We start from the raw sequence: 17,029 nt of genomic DNA on the forward strand, positions 1-17,029 counted from the left end.
ACATTTAACTTATTAACGCAATAGCATTAATGTTTTTAGATAACCTTAGGCTGTTGTCAAAACCAAAACACCCATGCTTAAAAATAGGCATGGGTGAAAATTAGAGAGTACAGTGATAAATATAATTACGCGGTATACGCCAGCGATACAGTTTTTAAGGGAGTATCTCCCGAATATAAACGGGCTTGGGCACCTCCCATATAATAGGTATTTCCTTTTTCTGGTGTTAAAGACATCTCATTCCATACTGCCGTAATTGGTGTTTTACTCCATCCTATGGGTTGTAAAATTAATTGCCAATAATGTCCTTTAGGTGAAACCTCAATAACTTTAACAGGTAATCGACAGACACTATTTTCATATGTACTTAATGCGATTTCCCAAGGGCGTAAAAATACATCTACTTCACCTTGATAAAGCGGTGTCACCGATAATGGTAAGTGATAGCCCCCAATATGTAATTGTGCACCATTAATCTCACCTTGTAGATGATTAACATCACCTAAAAATTCGAGTACAAAGCGGCTTGAAGGCGATTGCCACACTTCTTGTGGTGTACCTACTTGTTCTATTTTTCCATTCCCCATTATCACAATGCGATCGGCCACTTCCATCGCTTCTTGTTGATCATGAGTCACAAAGACGCTAGTAAATTTAAGTTCTTCATGCAATTCACGTAACCAACGGCGTAATTCTGTTCTTACTTTGGCGTCTAAAGCACCAAAAGGCTCATCTAATAATAAAATTTGAGGCTCTACAGCCAAAGCCCTTGCTAAAGCCACCCGCTGTTTTTGCCCACCCGATAATTGTGCCGGATAACGTTGAGCTAAGTGAGGTAATTGGATCATCTCTAACAATTGCTCAACTTTTTTATTAATCTCAGCCTTACTAGGACGTTCACGACGTGGTAATACGGTTAAGCCAAATGCAATGTTCTCAAATACGGTCATATGGCGAAACAGTGCATAATGCTGAAAAACAAAACCGACTTTACGTGAACGAGCATGTAATTGACTAACATCTTGTCCTTCAAAGCAGATGTTTCCTTGGGTTTGATGTTCTAATCCCGCTATAATACGTAAAAGCGTTGTTTTTCCTGATCCTGAAGGTCCTAACAATGCCACCATTTCACCTGAAGCGACATCAAGGCTGACATCATGCAACACTTCGGTGCGATCAAAATATTTTGTGACATTATTAATTTCAATACTCATATTTTGCCTCTACTTTTGTGTCAATAATGATGTCATTGCTGACGTGCTAAATGCCATTGCAATGCACTTTTAAACATTAAGGTGAATATCGCCATCATCGCGAGTAATGCGGCAGCCGTAAAGGCACCAACGGTATTGTAATCTTGATGCAACAATTCAACTTGTAACGGCAATGAATAGGTTTCACCACGAATGGCACCGGATACCACTGAAACCGCGCCAAATTCACCAATAGCTCTGGCATTGGTTAATACCACACCATAGAGTAATGCCCAACGGATATTCGGTAATGTCACACGCCAAAACATTTTCCAACCACTCGCCCCTAATAACACTGCCGCTTCATCTTCTTGACTACCTTGACTCATCATCACTGGCACCAGTTCTCTAACAACAAAAGGACAAGTGACAAATACGGTAACTAAAACCATCCCCGGCCATGAAAACATAAGCTGAATATCAAACTGAGATAACCATTGACCAGCCCAGCCATTACTACCGTAAAAAAGCAAGTAGAGCAGTCCGGCGACAACAGGTGATACCGCAAAAGGGATATCAATGAGTGTCATTAATAATTGGCGTCCCGGAAAACGAAAGCGAGTAACCAGCCATGCCATACTGACACCAAACAACATATTGACAGGTACTGTGATTAACGCGATTAATACTGTTAACCAGACAGCATGTAACATATCGCTGTCTAATAAGTTCTCAGTAAATATTTCAACACCTTTTGAAAACGCGGTCATAAAGATCCACGCAATAGGCACAACTAAAAATAAAATGGATAACGCAACCCCTGTAAGGATCAATCCCCACTTAACCCAATCAATTTGCCGACGATCAATAGAGCCTTGTTGCATAATATCTGACATCAATGCCCCCTCAACCGTTGACCAAATCGGCTTTGTAATCCATTAATTGAAAACAGTAAGACTAAAGAAACAAGTAAAATCACAGAAGCCACAGCACTAGCCGCAGGATAATCAAACTCTTGTAATCGAATAAAAATCATCAAGGAAACCACTTCTGTTTGCCATGCAATATTACCGGCAATAAAAATAACAGCCCCAAACTCCCCCAAACTGCGTGTAAAAGAAAGCGCGGTTCCAGCAATTAATGCAGGTGATAATTCAGGCAATACAACTTTACGAAATGTTTGCCAACGGCTCGCTCCTAGAGTTTCAGCGGCCTCTTCATACTCTGGGCCTAACTCTTCAAGCACTGGCTGAACCGTTCTTACTACAAAAGGCAAACTGGTAAAAGCCATAGCAACAGCAATCCCAATCCATGTATTAATGACTTTGATATCAAATTTATCTAGCACAAAGCCATACCAGCCTTGTGTTGAGAACAGCGTAGCGAGCGTTAATCCAGCAACCGCAGTAGGTAAAGCAAAAGGCAAGTCCATTAAACCATCAAGTAGTTGTCTACCCGGAAAACGATAACGTGTAATGATCCAGGCAAGCAACATGCCAAAAATAGCATTAAAAATACTAGCAACCGCAGCTGCAAGTAGTGTGACTTTATACGCGGCAACAATTTGAGGATGTGTTATGACTGCCCAATATTGCGCCCAGCTCATATCAGAAAGTTGCACAACCAGTGCACTCATTGGTAATAGTAAGATCAAGCAGGTATAAAACAGTGTTCCGCCTAAGCTTAATCCAAATCCCGGTAATACCCGTTTACTGGTTGTGGTAAACATTATTGACGTCCTTGTGCTAATAACTTGTCAAGCATGCCATCTGTTGTGAAATGTGTTTTCATCACGTTATTCCAGTCGCCAAATATCTCTTCAACGGTAAATAGAGACGTTGCTGGAAATTGTGCTGCTTTTTGCGCCATAACAGCTTTATCATTTACGCGATAGTTAAATTGCGTGATGATCTCTTGTGCTTGAGGACTGTATAAGTAATTGAGGTAAGCTTTTGCCAGTGCTTCTGTGTCATTACGTTGCACATTTTTATCAATCCAAGCGACTGGAAACTCAGCTAGAATATCTACGGGTGGCACAATAACTTGATATTCATCTTCACCATATTGCTGACGAATATTATTAACTTCAGATTCAAAACTGATCAGCACATCCCCAAGTCCACGCTCAATAAAAGAGGTTGTCGCACCACGACCTCCGGTATCAAATACTTCAACATTTTTAAGGAACTTTTTCATTGCTTCTTGGGTTTTTGCATCATTACCATAGGCTTTTTCAAAAGCCCCCCAAGCAGCTAAATAGGTATAGCGACCATTACCTGATGTTTTGGGATTCGGGAAAACCACTTTGACATCTTCGCGGGTTAAATCCTCCCATGTCGTAATATTTTTAGGATTACCTTTGCGAACTAAATACGCCATAGTGGAATAATAAGGTGAGCTATTGTTAGGCAAACGTTGTTGCCAATCTGCTGGAACAAGCTTGCCTTTATCATGCAGAATTTGTACATCGGTCACTTGGTTGTATGTCACCACATCCGCAGGTAGCCCTTGCAATATCGCAAGTGCTTGCTTAGAAGAGCCAGCATGAGATTGTTTGATAGTTACTTTGTCATCAGGATGCTGTGCATCCCACTGAGTTTTAAAATCACTATTTAGCTGTGTGAATAACTCTCGCGCAATATCATAAGAGCTATTAAGTAATTGAGCTGCCCCTGCATAACTACTGGCAACCAAAGACAATGCCGTAGTTGTTTGTAATGCAAAGGTTCTGATTATGTTTTTCTTCATCAAAAGTACCCATCATTGTAAGTTTTATTCTAATGGTTACTTTATCGGCTTTATTTATAACAGTGTAGTTAGCTTTTGTTATTTGATATAACTGAAAGCTATTAAAATTGAGTAAAATGCAAGCTAATTAATTAAATTCACATCGATTGATATTAATATGAAAAAAATTCAGACAAAAATGCCTGCGATTAAAGCAGGCATTTCATCAATAAAAACTTATTTAATACTCGGCAATTTACAGTGCTTTTAAGGCTTCATAAGATGGAGCAAAGTAGTAACTTCCTGTAACAGGCTTACTCATACGTAATAAGTCATCGTGTTTGCCATCTAATTCACCAAACATACTTAGTAATTGCTGTTCAATATTATATAAACGACCACAATAAGCTAAGAAATATAAACCATGTTTACCACTTGCAGTACCGTAAGGCAGGCTGTGACGTAAAATAGCCAACTCTTCACCATCTTCTTCAATCACAACACGAGAAACATGAGAAGTGACATTACGTTCTGATTCATCAAGTTCAACACTGTCTTTTTTAGTACGACCGATCATTTTCTCTTGATCTGATTCACTAAAACGAGCCCATTTTTTTAGGTTATGCTCATAACGCTGAACTAAAACATAACTACCACCAGCATCTACACCATCATTAATCAATGCAACACCGTAGCGTTCATCATCTTGTGGGTTTTCAGTACCATCAATAAAACCACTTAAATCACGCTCTTCTATCCAACGGAAACCATGAATTTCTTCTTCAACTTTAATCACATCACCAAAAGCCGCTATTGCTGCTTGAGCCAATGAAAAGTTCACATCATGGCGCATAGATTGAATATGAATAAGTAGGTCACGTTGTGTCGCCGGCGCTAAACCTTTACCTAATGGGCGAAAAGGTTTTAGCTCAGGGGCACTGTTTTCATCTGATAATTTTTTCCAAAGATCGGAGCCAAATGCAACAACTGCGCCTAATGACGCATCAGGAAATTGCTTTTGTAAATCAGATAATGATTGCATAAATTTCTGACATCCTTGACGCAGAAATTCTAATTCACCCACGACCATTGCTTCGATAAAAAGACCAAATTTACTATGTGCGACTAAAATGCCACTTTGTGCATGAGACATATTGCTTCCCTAATCAATAATCAAAACGCTCGGAATAATGTTAATTATATCGAATATTTTTTTCCGAAGATTTGCCTTTTAACAAATATCAGACAGTCTGATTATAAAATCTTCCATATATTATAAGGAATAGCGTGCAGGTGTTTTGTTCTGCCAAATAATTTGCGTTAACGTCCAATTTGATAAAACTTCATCTGGCGGCATTAATCCATCAGGGCCGTCCCATTGTCCACTAAAGACATAGCTCACTGATTTAGCTTGTTCTGATTGGCATAAAATTGTTCTTTGCTTTTCATCTTTAGGGCCTTTACTACATGCACCAAAGGCTTTTTTATAGATATCTTTAAATGGTGTACCAATAGTTGTGCCCCAATCTGTCGTCGCCTTGGCATCAAAGACTTCTATTTTCTCTACTGTGCCTTTTTCTTTGCCGTAGAAAGCCACTTGAGTTTTATTATCATCTAAACCTTGAACAACAACGATAATATCATTGCCTTGCATTTCCATGCCTTCACGATAATGAAAGCGACTTCCTAACTCATTTTTAATATCATTTTCTGTGATTTTTGTTGAATTTGTAATATTACCTAATCCATTAGCAGAAACGGTTAGCGTATCATTTGAGAACCAATTCATCGGATTTAGTGCAGAAAAAGACATTCCTCCCATGGAGGAACAGCCACTTAATAGCAAAACGCTTATGCTTAAACACAAGGGTAACCAAAACTTAGGTATCATTTATTTCTCCGTTAAACTTTTACATCACTCATTAAAATAGATATTGATGTTATTAAGCACACCTTATCTTACTCTTTATCCCACCTCAATCATCAGACTAAAGCACCCACAATAAATTAGCATAAAAAAGTATTGCTTAATTTAACGCTGAATAACCTCATGAAAAAGAAGGCCTAGTTACGACCTTTTACATCACGGTTTGTTCCACAGAAAAAGCAATATCAGATTTTGCGTATAGAATAAGGGAATAAAGTGTAAGGATAAAAATAGAGAAACAGAAAGGACAAACACAGAAGTAAGAATAACCCTCAAAATATTGAGGGCTTATGATATATTAGAGATCAAAATCCTGATCGATAATTAACCGTTTAGTATAAGTTGTACTTTCTTGGTTTTGATCTTCATACAATAGCTTTTCAAACATAAAAATCGTTGCATCATTTTCTTCTGGTATAACTAATGTAATTTGTGGGCATCCTTTTGCGATCAGTTTTTTTTCTAATCGAGAGATCAATGCATTCGCAATGCCTCTGCCACGAAAGTCTGGGTGAACCCCTAAATAGTATAAAGATCCACGATGACCATCGTAGCCTCCCATCACACTCCCTACTAGTTCACCGGCCACTTCTGCAATCAGAAATAAATCAGGTGAATGGTTTATTTTTCTTTCAATATCAATTTCAGGATCGTTTTCTGGCGAGATTAAATCGCAACGTTCCCAAAGTGTAATAATTGCCTCAAAATCATCTTGGCGAAATACACGTATTTCCATGGTTTTGCCTATTATTGTTCATATAAATCTAAATTTATTATCGCTTGTTTGGTTTATGAATCAACTTGAAAATGAGAACATAGACAATATGGAGTTCTATTTTTAATAAATATGATAAAAATTGTAGGTTATTATGAATTTACCTGATATTCATCGTGTTAAAGAATTTTTCTTATCACTACAAGATACGATTTGTCACTCTCTTGAAAACATAGACCAAAAAGCCACTTTTCAGCAAGATAATTGGGAAAGAAAAGAAGGTGGTGGTGGCCGTACTCGTGTATTAACCCATGGCGCGCTTTTCGAACAAGCAGGAGTTAATTTTTCACATGTCTATGGTGAGTCACTCCCTAAATCGGCAACAGCACATCGCCCTGAATTAGCCGGACGTCGTTTTCAAGCAATGGGTGTTTCATTAGTTATTCACCCACTTAATCCTTATATTCCAACCTCTCATGCCAATGTGCGCTTTTTTATTGCGGAAAAAGAAGGTGAAGATCCCATTTGGTGGTTTGGCGGTGGCTTTGATTTAACACCTTACTATGGATTTGAAGAAGACGTTATCCATTGGCATAAGGTTGCCAAATCTGTTTGTATCCCTTTTAGTAAAGATTATTACCCGCGTTATAAAAAATGGTGTGATGATTATTTTTATATTAAACACCGCAACGAACCCCGTGGTGTCGGTGGGCTTTTCTTTGATGATTTAAATACACCAGATTTTGACCATTGTTTCGAGTTTGTTCAATGTGTTGGCCTTGGTTATCTTGATGCTTACTTACCTATAGTTGAAAAACGTAAATCAATGCCTTGGGGAGAGCATGAGCGCCAATTCCAGCTCTATCGCCGTGGTCGCTATGTTGAGTTTAATTTAGTGTGGGATAGAGGAACCTTATTTGGGCTACAAAGCGGAGGAAGAACAGAGTCAATTTTAATGTCTATGCCACCTTTAGTCCGTTTTGAATATGATTATTCACCCGAACCGGATACTCCTGAAGCAAAGCTATACAGTGACTTTTTGATCCAAAAAGAGTGGGTATAACACAAGCTCTATCTCTTAATGATAGCCACTTTTTAAAGTGGCTTTTTTTTAAATCAACGAAAAAGCGAACTTTTCTTTTTGGCAAGATTAATTAAACAAAAAGGACAGTAACCCGGTAACTTTATTTTTATTTTCCCAGCCTTCTCCTCTCATACAGGTATTAAAATAATCTCTACGCTGCCATTCATTCGCATCTGAAGGAAAAGATGTTCCTGCCCCTGAATTTGGAATATCTTTACCATTTATTCTCATTGGAGCAAAAGAAGGTTGACTTGAAGTCACATATCTCGCGGGATATCGCGTATTAGCTTCTTGCATACACATATTTTTAGCGATATCTAAAGGAGATGGTGCTCTGGTGTTTGCTTCCCATTTTTCAGGTGTTGCACAAGCAGAAAGCATAAAAATTGATGTAATGATAATCGTTTTTTTCAAAATAACAGCTCATTAAGACGAATAGGAATCAATTACATTTTAAATTATTATTTGAAAAATTAAATTAAGTTTTTATGAAAACAATATCGTTATATGATAATTAAATAAAAAAAATCAATGAAATCAATATAAAATGAGGAATAACGCTTTGTTTGAATGATGGCGTTTTTATTCTTCGAATAACTTATCAGGACAATCTGAAATAACATCAAACCCTAAATAATAATATAAGTGGTATTTGCTTATATCATCTTTATTAAAGATATGAATTCCTTCAGAACTATAGCAATTTGTTATATTGATTTTTTGATGATCAAAGATAATTTCAGAGTGATTTAATGCTCCTGTTATTTTAATGCTATTTTCCTGATTAGGATTATTAGGATAAATAACAGACATTGATAGCTCATCCATAAAGTCTACGAGTTGAGTTGACTTTTTATTATAAAGGTATGTATAGGTTATTTTGTCATCAATGGAGTCATAAACTACATTATATTTATCAGTAATATTAAAATCTTTCCCCTGAAGTAATAAACATTGATTGTTATTTTTATTGGTAGGGTCATTAAAACAGGTGTAAATCAGTTGCTCTGCTAAAGTGGGTTTATCTGTATATAAAATAAGCCCTTCTTCTTTATTGGAAACTAAACCAAGAGAAAAATTATTCGAGCTATTGCTACCAAGTGCAATGCTTTGATATCCCAAAAATGTGAAGAGAATAAAGGCTCTAAGCATACAAGTTACCTTAAATGTATGAAAAAACAGTTTCGCAATCACCAGAGAATAACGAAAGTAATTAAAAAATTATACAGCTAAAATAGATCAATAAATCGAAATATAAATGACATTAGCAACTCAACTCCGCTTAACCGAATAGCTTTAGAATATCAGGTTATTGATTTTAAAAAGGTAATTATCATTTTTCTTTTTTTATTCTTTAATTAGCAATATATATACTTTTTACTTGTCTTAACTGGATATTACATTGAAAAAAGAAGGCGAATAATGAAAAAATTACGGATAGGTATGGTTGGGTTAGGGGCAATTGCACAGAAAGTTTATCTCCCTATTTTGAGCAAAACCGCTAATTGGGAATTTGTGGGAGCATTTTCACCAAACCAAGAAAAAGGAAATGCAATTTGTGCCGCTTACCGTATTTCCTATTTTAATAACCTTCACTCTCTTGCTAAACAATGTGATGCCATATTTGTACACAGTACCACTTCAAGCCATTTTGAAATCATAAAATATTTATTAAATGAGGGAGTACATGTTTATGTTGATAAACCATTAACAGAACATATCCATCAATCTGAGATACTCATTGAACTCGCAACGCAAAAAAATAAAAAATTAATGGTGGGATTTAACCGTCGCTTTGCACCTTTTTACCAATCATTGAAACAAACGATAACGCATCTCTCTTCACTAAGAATAGAGAAACATCGATGTGATAGCATCGGACCAAAAGATACCCGCTTTACCTTATTCGATGATTATTTACATGTTATCGATACTGCACTTTGGTTTGCTGGTTCTAATGCAAAATTATCAAGTGGCAGTATTATTCAAACAGAAAAGAGTGAGTTATTTTATGCTGAACATCATTTAAAAATAGAAGACTGCTGGATAACAACCTCAATGCATAGAAAAGCGGGTAGTCAGCAAGAACAACTCATTGCTATTGATGAAAATGCGATCCATCAAATTACCAATATGAATATGTGGCGTAGTGAAAATAAACAAATACTCACTGAAAAACATCCCGAAAATTGGGATCCGATTTTATTACAACGTGGGTTTATTGGTGCTGTAGAGCATTTTATTCAATGTGTGATGAACGATACTCATCCGATAACAAGCGGTGAACAAGCGATTGTGGCTCAACAGATGATAGAAAAAATGTTAGCTGAACAATAATAATCATGAGCATAAAAAACGGCGTTCAACATACTGTGAACGCCGTTTTTATTATTTTTAAGCTTGAATAAGCTTATTTAGATTTCTTCAAATGTGACATTAAACGCTTACGTTTACGCATTTGAGATTGTGTTAATTTATTTTTCTTATCCGCATAAGGGTTTTCACCCTCTTTAAATTGAATGCGAATTGGCGTCCCCATAACTTGCAGAGTACGACGGAAATAGTTCATCAAATAACGCTTATAGCTATCTGGTAAATCAGTTACCTGATTACCATGAATAACCACAACAGGTGGATTATAACCACCAGCATGTGCATACTTCATTTTTACACGGCGTCCACGAACAATTGGTGGCTGGTGATCATCTTCTGCCATCTTCATGATACGCGTCAGCATTGATGTGCCAACACGACGCGTTGCACAGACATAAGCTTCTTGAATAGATTCAAAAAGATTACCCACACCACTACCATGTAATGCAGAAATAAAGTGAACTCGTGCAAAGTCAACAAAGCCCAGTTTAAGATCAAGCATGGCTTTTACTTGTTCACGATCGTCTTGTGTCATGCCATCCCATTTATTAACAGCAATCACTAATGAACGACCCGCATTCAAAATATAACCTAGCAATGAAAGATCTTGATCAGAGATGCCTTCACGCGCATCAATAACTAACAATGCAACATTAGAATCTTCAATCGCTTGCAGTGTTTTGATAACAGAGAATTTTTCTACTGTTTCTTTCACTTTACCGCGCTTACGAACTCCGGCTGTATCGATGATGATATATTCTTTATCATCACGCTCCATAGGAATATAGATACTGTCGCGTGTTGTACCGGGCATATCGTAAACAACTACACGATCTTCACCAAGCATACGATTTGTCAGCGTCGATTTACCCACATTAGGACGACCAACGATCGCCAATTTGACAGGTAATGTAGAAGGATCGAAGTCATCTTCTTCCTCTTCTAATGCTTGTGCTTCTTGCTCAGCTTCTAATGCAGCCCAATATGCTGCATTCTCTTCTTCTTCGGTCAGCTCTTTTTCTTCTTCAACCACTTTTCCTGTAATTGGTAATAATGCTTGTTCAATTAATTGAGCCACACCACGACCATGAGAGGCCGCAATTGGGAAAATCTCACCTAAACCTAAAGAATAGAAATCAGCTAACGCAGTATCAGTATCAATACCGTCTGTTTTATTCGCAACTAAATATGTTTTTTTCTCAACACCACGAAGATGTTTGGCAATGCCTTGGTCTGCTGGCATTAAACCGGCACGAGCATCAACTAAAAATAGTACAACGTCGGCTTCTTGAATTGCCTGTAATGATTGTGATGCCATATGGGTTTCAACACCCTCTTCAGCACCATCAATACCACCAGTATCAATAATAATAAACTCTTCGCCCTCTAACTCCGCACGACCGTATTTACGGTCACGAGTGAGGCCTGGAAAATCAGCAACTAATGCGTCTCTTGTGCGTGTTAGTCGATTAAACAACGTGGATTTACCCACGTTAGGGCGCCCTACTAAGGCAATAACGGGTATCATTTTTTGATGCCTCATAAAAATACAATCAAAATTCTGATTGTATTTTACATGTAAATACTAAAAAGACGAAACGGCTCCTTTAAAGGAGCCGTAAAATAAATAGATTTGTCAGCAATAAATTACCGACTATAAAGATAAACTTTACCGTCACGAGCTTGGATCATCAATTTATCTTGTACCGCTTGAGGGCGACTTAATAAACCTGAGCTATTCACTTGGTTTTGTGCAATGAATTTACCATTACTGGTATCAATCCAATGGAGATAACCTTCTGCATCACCAACGACTAAATAACCATCAACAATAGCAGGTGCAGTTAAATTACGATGCAATAAATCTTCTTGTGTCCATAATGTCACACCATCCGATTTACGAACAGATAAAACTCGGTCATTTTGGTCAACAAGGTAAAGATTATCACCTAGCAATACCATATCATTGACTGAGCCTAGGTCGCGTTTCCAAAGAATTTGTCCAGAACGCATATCAAGGCTAACTAAGTTACCGTTATACGCCATTGCATAAACAGTATTTTCATCAATAATTGGGGTAATATCCACATCATTTAATCGGCTAATTTCAGTTGAGCCTTTAATTTGTGAAATATTTTGTTGCCAAATCAACTGTCCTTGAGAAAGGATAACTGCACTGACACGGCCATTATCTGCACCAATAATTGCAGCACCATAAGCAACAGCTGGCGCAGACTCACCACGAAGAGATAATGATGGTGTATCTAAATTAACTGTCCATGATATTTCGCCAGTTAATAAATCCAACCCTTGCAATAAGCCATTACTAGTATGGATAAGCACTAATCCATCACTAACAACAGGTTTTGAAATGGCTTCGCCTGCAACATCGGTTTCCCAATCAATAGAACCATCATCAGTATTCAGCGCATAAACTTTTGCTTTTTCAGTTCCCACAAAAACCCGAGTACCTGAAACAGTCAATCCACCAGAAAGTAATGCGGATTCATTGGATGAAAGAAAACCGGTTTTAATAGAGAGATCTTGTGACCAGAGCTCTTTACCTGTTTCCAAATCTAACGCTTTAACTAAACCATGGCGATCAGCGACATAGACAACTGAGCCATCCCATGTTGGTGACAAGTGAGAATAGTATTTACCAATACCATTTCCAACTGACTTATCCCAAACAGCTCTAGGTGTAAATTGGCTCTGCACCTCAGGTAATGGAGACATTGTCACATTATCCTGTTCACTAGAACAGCCTGCCAATAAAGCAGATGCTAGTAGACCAACCAGGAGAGTTTTACGCAGTTGCATGTCTGAAGATCCCTTTAATTGGATAAATTATTGAGTTTAAGTTCAACCAGTGAGCGAATAGCACCCGCATTTTCATCAGTTAATGCGCTACGATAAGCAGTTGCCGCACCTGTATTATCGCCTTTTTTCGCTAATACATCACCACGGATATAATTTTTCATTCCATTCCATGCTTTGCCTTTCACTTGCTCTAACGAGATCAAAGCAGCATCAGTTTTATCTAATGCTAATTGTACTCGAGCTAAACGAAGATTTAGCATATCTGCAAATGCATCATTTTTTACTTTTGCAATAGCGGTTGTCAGATGACGCTCACCATTAACTAAGTCATTAGCATCAATAGCAATCTGTGCAAGTTCTAATGACGCTAGTGCGCCATAAACATCATTTGTATCTGTAACAAATTTTTCGGCTAACTCAATATTTTCAGGGGTTGGTTTAGCAAGTGCTTCACTCACAGTTGCAAAAGCCTCTGCACTTTCTTGTAAGCGATTTGTTTGATGTGATTGCCAATATTTCCAACCAAACACACCACCAAAACCAATAACAGCAGCTAAAACAATGGTTAAACCGTAATTTTTTATAAACTGTTTAATTGCATCAACTTGTTCGTTTTCGGTGCTATAAACTTCCACAAGTCTCTCCTTAACTTAATAACAGAGTCAATTGCTGAGCTAGCTCATTACGAGCAACGATTGTTTGTTCACCTGAACGCAAATCTTTCACTGCAACAGTGCCAGCATTAATTTCATCTTCACCTAAAATCAATGCAATTTTAGCGCCTTGTTTATCGGCACGTCCTAATTGCTTTTTAAAGTTACCATTACCATGATTCGTCATTAGACGTAATGTTGGTAATTGGTCACGAATTTCTTCAGCAAGCATTAATGCTGCGCTTTGGCTCTTCTCACCAAAAGAAGCAAGGTAAACATCAGCCACATTAGTATCTGCAACAAATTCAGGGTTAACCGCTTGAACTAATAAAATCATGCGCTCCATACCCATTGCAAAACCCACCGCAGGGGTTGGATGTCCGCCAAGTTGCTTCACAAGACCATCGTAACGCCCACCTGCACAAACTGTACCTTGTGATCCTAATGCGCTGGTAACCCACTCAAAAACAGTACGGTTATAATAATCTAAACCTCGCACTAAGCGCTGATTAACACGATAGGTGATACCCACAGCATCTAATAATGCACAGAGACCATCAAAGTGTGCTCTTGATTCGTCATCAAGATAATCGAAAAGTTCAGGCGCATCATTCAATAAAGTCTGAATTTCTGGATTTTTCGAGTCTAAAACACGTAATGGGTTAGAATACATACGACGTTTGCAGTCTTCATCTAGCTTATCTACATGTTGCTCTAAGAAAGCGACTAACGCTTCACGGTATTTAGCTCGTGCTTCTAATGAACCAATAGAGTTAAGTTCTAATGTTACGTGTTCTGCAATACCTAACGCTTTCCACCAGCGCGCAGTTAACATAATTAACTCTGCATCAATATCTGGGCCTTGTAGACCAAAGACTTCTGCACCTAACTGGTGGAATTGACGATAACGACCTTTTTGAGGTCGCTCATAGCGGAACATTGGCCCTAAATACCATAAACGTTGTTCTTGGTTATAAAGCAGACCATGTTCGATACCTGCACGTACACAGCCCGCAGTATTTTCTGGGCGTAACGTCAGGCTTTGCGCATCTTCACCACGGTCGGTAAAAGTATACATTTCTTTTTCAACAACATCAGTGACTTCACCAATTGCTCGCTGAAATAGAGGGGTATGCTCTACGATAGGTGTTCTGATTTCACTAAAACCATAACCCGCTAAAATTTGTTTTAGTGTGTTTTCAATTTTCTGCCATACACGAGTGTCAGCAGGTAGATAGTCGTTCATACCACGAATGGCTTGGATTTTTTGTGCCACTTTTCTTCTCTAATAGTTATTAGTTGATTGTTAGGCTGATTATAGAAGCGAAATCAATCAGTATTCAACGTGAAATCAATAGTAAAACTGGCTCATTGATTAATGAGCCAGTTTTTTGAGTGTTATTTATCCAATTGATTTATGTTTATACGCATGCTGTCATCAAGCATTGACGCTTTAGCGCGGATCTTCGCTTCTAATAAATCAATCATATTGCCATTATCAAGGCGCTCTTTTTGTCTTACGCCATCTTCATAAAAACCACTGCGTGTTTTAGCACCAGTAACGCCTAACGTTGATACTTCTGCTTCACCAGGGCCATTAACAACACAACCGATAATAGAGACATCCATTGGAGTGATAATATCTTCTAATCGTTGTTCTAATTCATTAACTGTTCCAATGACATCAAATTCTTGGCGCGAACACGTTGGACAAGCAATAAAGTTAATACCACGAGAACGAATACGTAATGATTTTAGAATATCAAATCCGACTTTAACCTCTTCAACTGGATCAGCCGCTAATGAGATCCTTAATGTGTCGCCAATACCTTCTGATAATAAGATCCCTAAACCAATAGCTGATTTAACTGACCCAGCTCTTGCTCCACCAGCTTCGGTGATCCCAAGGTGTAAAGGTTGATCAATTTTTTTTGCTAATAAGCGATAAGAATCTACTGCGAGGAAAACATCAGAGGCTTTTACACTAATTTTAAATTGTTCAAAGTTCAGTCGTTCGAGAATATTGACATGGCGCATTGCTGATTCAACTAACGCTTCAGGTGTAGGCTCTCCGTATTTCTCTTGAATGTCTTTTTCAAGTGAGCCACCGTTTACGCCAATACGAATAGGAATATTATAATGACGAGCACAGTCAACAACTTGGCGAATTCGCTCTTCACTTCCGATATTACCTGGGTTAATACGCAGGCAATCAACGCCATATTCAGCGACTTTTAATGCAATACGATAGTCAAAATGAATATCAGCCACTAAAGGCACATTAACCTGTTGCTTAATTAATTTGAATGCTTCGGCAGCATCCATTGTAGGTACAGAAACCCGAACAATATCCACCCCAACACGCTCCAGAGATTTTATCTGGCGAACAGTCGCTTCTACGTCTGTCGTTCGTGTATTCGTCATCGACTGTACAGCGATAGGTGCGCCATCGCCAACAGGAACATTACCTACATTAATTCGAGTCGATTTGCGACGAATAATAGGTGATTCTTTATGCATTGATTAATTCTCCCATGCTTCCATGCTTGCTCAAATGTGTAGTCAGGTTAAGCGCTCGGTACTGTTATTTTTGCTATTTTTCCAGTAAAACGACTTAAATCAATTGATTCACCATTAAACTGTAAGCGAGTAACAGAAGGTGCGCCTATTTTTAGTTTATAAGGTTGCTCACCATCAAATTCCAAACGATCACCCGCTTTCTTAATACCATTAAATAAAATTTTATTTTGAGCATTACGAATTTCTAACCAACATTCACCATCAAACATTAACACTAATTGGTTTGCGACTTCAGGCGCTTGTGATGATGTTGATTCTTGTGTTGAATTTGCACGAGAAGTTGTCGATGTTGTTAACGGTGATACCGGTAATGGAACTGTTCTAACTTCTGTAGGCGCAGGTGTTGTCGTTTCAATTGTTGGTGATGTAGCAACATTACTCCCCTGAGTATCGACTAATGGCGATGCAGGTGCTTGTAAATTATCACCTTCAGATGTTGACGTATTATCTAAGGTTGCTAATGGCGAATCTACCGTATTAGTGTTTTCTTGTGTACTATTTTGCCCTATGTCTTGTGATGCCATAGAGACTAATTCTTGTTGATCCGCCTGATGACCTTGCCACCACCAAACACCAACGAGTGCGACCATTACAATGACAATCACCCATGTGATTTTCATTAGCCAGCCCTCACGTTTTTTGTGACGTTTACCTAATGAGTAATTTTGTGTGGTTGTCATCCTAATTTGTTTAACGGGCGCTTGTTGGTCGATAAAACCAAGGATGTCTTTTTCAGGAACGCCAACTAATTTGGCGTAAGAACGCATATATCCACGTAAGAAGGTTGGTGCAATATCAGAAGAAACAGAATCTGTTTCAATTTCGCGAACTGTCGATAACTTCAAACAAAGTCGATCAGCAACAGTTTGTTGTGTTAGCCCTACTTTTTCTCGTGCCTGACGTAAAAGTTGACCTGCTGTTAATTTCACTTCTTCGGTTTTGTTTTCAGTATTCATT

General features: G+C 38.0%; 17 protein-coding genes. 2 read left to right on the plus strand and 15 right to left on the minus strand.

From position 1 onward, the window contains the following. Nucleotides 1-125: 125 nt before the first annotated feature. From cysA to ABN080_RS09320, 7 genes are all read right to left on the minus strand, one after another. Entirely contained in the window at nucleotides 126-1,214 is a 1,089-nt protein-coding gene (gene cysA, locus ABN080_RS09290) for a sulfate/thiosulfate ABC transporter ATP-binding protein CysA (protein ID WP_349440884.1), read from the minus strand. Nucleotides 1,215-1,246: 32 nt separating this feature from the next. Further along, nucleotides 1,247-2,089, minus strand: a complete 843-nt coding sequence (gene cysW / locus ABN080_RS09295; RefSeq protein ID WP_115350055.1) for a sulfate/thiosulfate ABC transporter permease CysW — start codon at nucleotides 2,087-2,089, stop codon at nucleotides 1,247-1,249. Continuing rightward, nucleotides 2,089-2,922 (minus strand): sulfate/thiosulfate ABC transporter permease CysT, encoded by an 834-nt coding sequence (gene cysT / locus ABN080_RS09300; protein ID WP_072068681.1) that lies wholly within the window; start codon nucleotides 2,920-2,922, stop codon nucleotides 2,089-2,091. The genes cysW and cysT overlap by 1 nt, the downstream gene beginning before the upstream one ends. Next, nucleotides 2,922-3,941, minus strand: a complete 1,020-nt coding sequence (gene cysP / locus ABN080_RS09305) for a thiosulfate ABC transporter substrate-binding protein CysP (RefSeq protein ID WP_349440885.1) — start codon at nucleotides 3,939-3,941, stop codon at nucleotides 2,922-2,924. The genes cysT and cysP overlap by 1 nt, the downstream gene beginning before the upstream one ends. A gap of 235 nt (nucleotides 3,942-4,176) precedes the next feature. Then, nucleotides 4,177-5,073 carry a Dyp-type peroxidase gene (locus tag ABN080_RS09310; protein WP_196553797.1) on the minus strand — a complete coding sequence of 299 codons (897 nt, stop codon included), beginning with the start codon at nucleotides 5,071-5,073 and terminating at the stop codon, nucleotides 4,177-4,179. A 120-nt stretch (nucleotides 5,074-5,193) separates the two neighbouring features. Further along, on the minus strand, nucleotides 5,194-5,811 hold the full coding sequence (locus ABN080_RS09315; RefSeq protein ID WP_349440886.1) for an RpoE-regulated lipoprotein: 618 nt from the start codon (nucleotides 5,809-5,811) through the stop codon (nucleotides 5,194-5,196). 334 nt (nucleotides 5,812-6,145) lie between these two features. Further along, nucleotides 6,146-6,583: a GNAT family acetyltransferase gene (locus ABN080_RS09320; RefSeq protein ID WP_072068684.1), complete on the minus strand. Its 438-nt coding sequence runs from the start codon at nucleotides 6,581-6,583 to the stop codon at nucleotides 6,146-6,148. A 133-nt stretch (nucleotides 6,584-6,716) separates the two neighbouring features. Between ABN080_RS09320 and hemF the strand changes: the two genes are divergently transcribed. Beyond that, the gene (hemF, locus tag ABN080_RS09325; protein ID WP_349440887.1) at nucleotides 6,717-7,625 is read left to right on the plus strand and encodes an oxygen-dependent coproporphyrinogen oxidase; all 909 of its coding nucleotides are present in this window, start codon (nucleotides 6,717-6,719) and stop codon (nucleotides 7,623-7,625) included. An 87-nt stretch (nucleotides 7,626-7,712) separates the two neighbouring features. On the opposite strand, the gene ABN080_RS09330 is transcribed toward hemF, so the two are convergent. Continuing rightward, the gene (locus ABN080_RS09330) at nucleotides 7,713-8,060 is read right to left on the minus strand and encodes a hypothetical protein (protein WP_349440888.1); all 348 of its coding nucleotides are present in this window, start codon (nucleotides 8,058-8,060) and stop codon (nucleotides 7,713-7,715) included. A gap of 168 nt (nucleotides 8,061-8,228) precedes the next feature. After that, nucleotides 8,229-8,798, minus strand: coding sequence for a hypothetical protein (locus ABN080_RS09335; protein WP_349440889.1), 570 nt, complete (start codon nucleotides 8,796-8,798; stop codon nucleotides 8,229-8,231). 270 nt (nucleotides 8,799-9,068) lie between these two features. On the opposite strand from ABN080_RS09335, the gene ABN080_RS09340 reads away from it, so the two are divergent. Then, a complete protein-coding gene (locus ABN080_RS09340; protein WP_196553799.1) occupies nucleotides 9,069-9,983 on the plus strand; it encodes a Gfo/Idh/MocA family protein in 915 nt (304 codons plus the stop codon). 73 nt (nucleotides 9,984-10,056) lie between these two features. On the opposite strand, the gene der is transcribed toward ABN080_RS09340, so the two are convergent. The 6 genes from der to rodZ all read right to left on the minus strand — a co-directional run bounded on the left by der (nucleotide 10,057) and on the right by rodZ (nucleotide 17,028). Further along, the gene (gene der, locus ABN080_RS09345) at nucleotides 10,057-11,547 is read right to left on the minus strand and encodes a ribosome biogenesis GTPase Der (RefSeq protein ID WP_115350059.1); all 1,491 of its coding nucleotides are present in this window, start codon (nucleotides 11,545-11,547) and stop codon (nucleotides 10,057-10,059) included. A 119-nt stretch (nucleotides 11,548-11,666) separates the two neighbouring features. Beyond that, nucleotides 11,667-12,839 (minus strand): outer membrane protein assembly factor BamB, encoded by a 1,173-nt coding sequence (bamB, locus tag ABN080_RS09350; RefSeq protein ID WP_196553800.1) that lies wholly within the window; start codon nucleotides 12,837-12,839, stop codon nucleotides 11,667-11,669. 14 nt (nucleotides 12,840-12,853) lie between these two features. Continuing rightward, nucleotides 12,854-13,474: a YfgM family protein gene (locus ABN080_RS09355; protein WP_349440891.1), complete on the minus strand. Its 621-nt coding sequence runs from the start codon at nucleotides 13,472-13,474 to the stop codon at nucleotides 12,854-12,856. A 10-nt stretch (nucleotides 13,475-13,484) separates the two neighbouring features. Then, nucleotides 13,485-14,768, minus strand: coding sequence for a histidine--tRNA ligase (gene hisS, locus ABN080_RS09360; protein WP_196553801.1), 1,284 nt, complete (start codon nucleotides 14,766-14,768; stop codon nucleotides 13,485-13,487). A 122-nt stretch (nucleotides 14,769-14,890) separates the two neighbouring features. Next, the gene (gene ispG, locus ABN080_RS09365) at nucleotides 14,891-16,012 is read right to left on the minus strand and encodes a flavodoxin-dependent (E)-4-hydroxy-3-methylbut-2-enyl-diphosphate synthase (protein WP_072068690.1); all 1,122 of its coding nucleotides are present in this window, start codon (nucleotides 16,010-16,012) and stop codon (nucleotides 14,891-14,893) included. Between the two features lie 47 nt (nucleotides 16,013-16,059). Next, the gene (gene rodZ, locus ABN080_RS09370) at nucleotides 16,060-17,028 is read right to left on the minus strand and encodes a cytoskeleton protein RodZ (RefSeq protein WP_349440892.1); all 969 of its coding nucleotides are present in this window, start codon (nucleotides 17,026-17,028) and stop codon (nucleotides 16,060-16,062) included. Nucleotide 17,029 lies beyond the last annotated feature (1 nt).

This window comes from Proteus sp. fly-1089 (genome assembly GCF_040138965.1).
Lineage (GTDB): Bacteria > Pseudomonadota > Gammaproteobacteria > Enterobacterales > Enterobacteriaceae > Proteus > Proteus vulgaris_B.

What these genes read in the sequence shown, in the direction of transcription:
- hemF (WP_349440887.1), top strand. Translation starts at nt 6,717, where the DNA reads ATGAATTTACCTGATATTCATCGTGTTAAAGAATTTTTCTTATCACTA.
- cysA (WP_349440884.1), bottom strand. Translation starts at nt 1,214, where the DNA reads ATGAGTATTGAAATTAATAATGTCACAAAATATTTTGATCGCACCGAA.
- ispG (WP_072068690.1), bottom strand. Translation starts at nt 16,012, where the DNA reads ATGCATAAAGAATCACCTATTATTCGTCGCAAATCGACTCGAATTAAT.
- rodZ (WP_349440892.1), bottom strand. Translation starts at nt 17,028, where the DNA reads ATGAATACTGAAAACAAAACCGAAGAAGTGAAATTAACAGCAGGTCAA.
- ABN080_RS09320 (WP_072068684.1), bottom strand. Translation starts at nt 6,583, where the DNA reads ATGGAAATACGTGTATTTCGCCAAGATGATTTTGAGGCAATTATTACA.
- cysP (WP_349440885.1), bottom strand. Translation starts at nt 3,941, where the DNA reads ATGAAGAAAAACATAATCAGAACCTTTGCATTACAAACAACTACGGCA.
- bamB (WP_196553800.1), bottom strand. Translation starts at nt 12,839, where the DNA reads ATGCAACTGCGTAAAACTCTCCTGGTTGGTCTACTAGCATCTGCTTTA.
- cysW (WP_115350055.1), bottom strand. Translation starts at nt 2,089, where the DNA reads ATGTCAGATATTATGCAACAAGGCTCTATTGATCGTCGGCAAATTGAT.
- ABN080_RS09310 (WP_196553797.1), bottom strand. Translation starts at nt 5,073, where the DNA reads ATGTCTCATGCACAAAGTGGCATTTTAGTCGCACATAGTAAATTTGGT.
- ABN080_RS09335 (WP_349440889.1), bottom strand. Translation starts at nt 8,798, where the DNA reads ATGCTTAGAGCCTTTATTCTCTTCACATTTTTGGGATATCAAAGCATT.
- cysT (WP_072068681.1), bottom strand. Translation starts at nt 2,922, where the DNA reads ATGTTTACCACAACCAGTAAACGGGTATTACCGGGATTTGGATTAAGC.
- der (WP_115350059.1), bottom strand. Translation starts at nt 11,547, where the DNA reads ATGATACCCGTTATTGCCTTAGTAGGGCGCCCTAACGTGGGTAAATCC.
- ABN080_RS09340 (WP_196553799.1), top strand. Translation starts at nt 9,069, where the DNA reads ATGAAAAAATTACGGATAGGTATGGTTGGGTTAGGGGCAATTGCACAG.
- ABN080_RS09315 (WP_349440886.1), bottom strand. Translation starts at nt 5,811, where the DNA reads ATGATACCTAAGTTTTGGTTACCCTTGTGTTTAAGCATAAGCGTTTTG.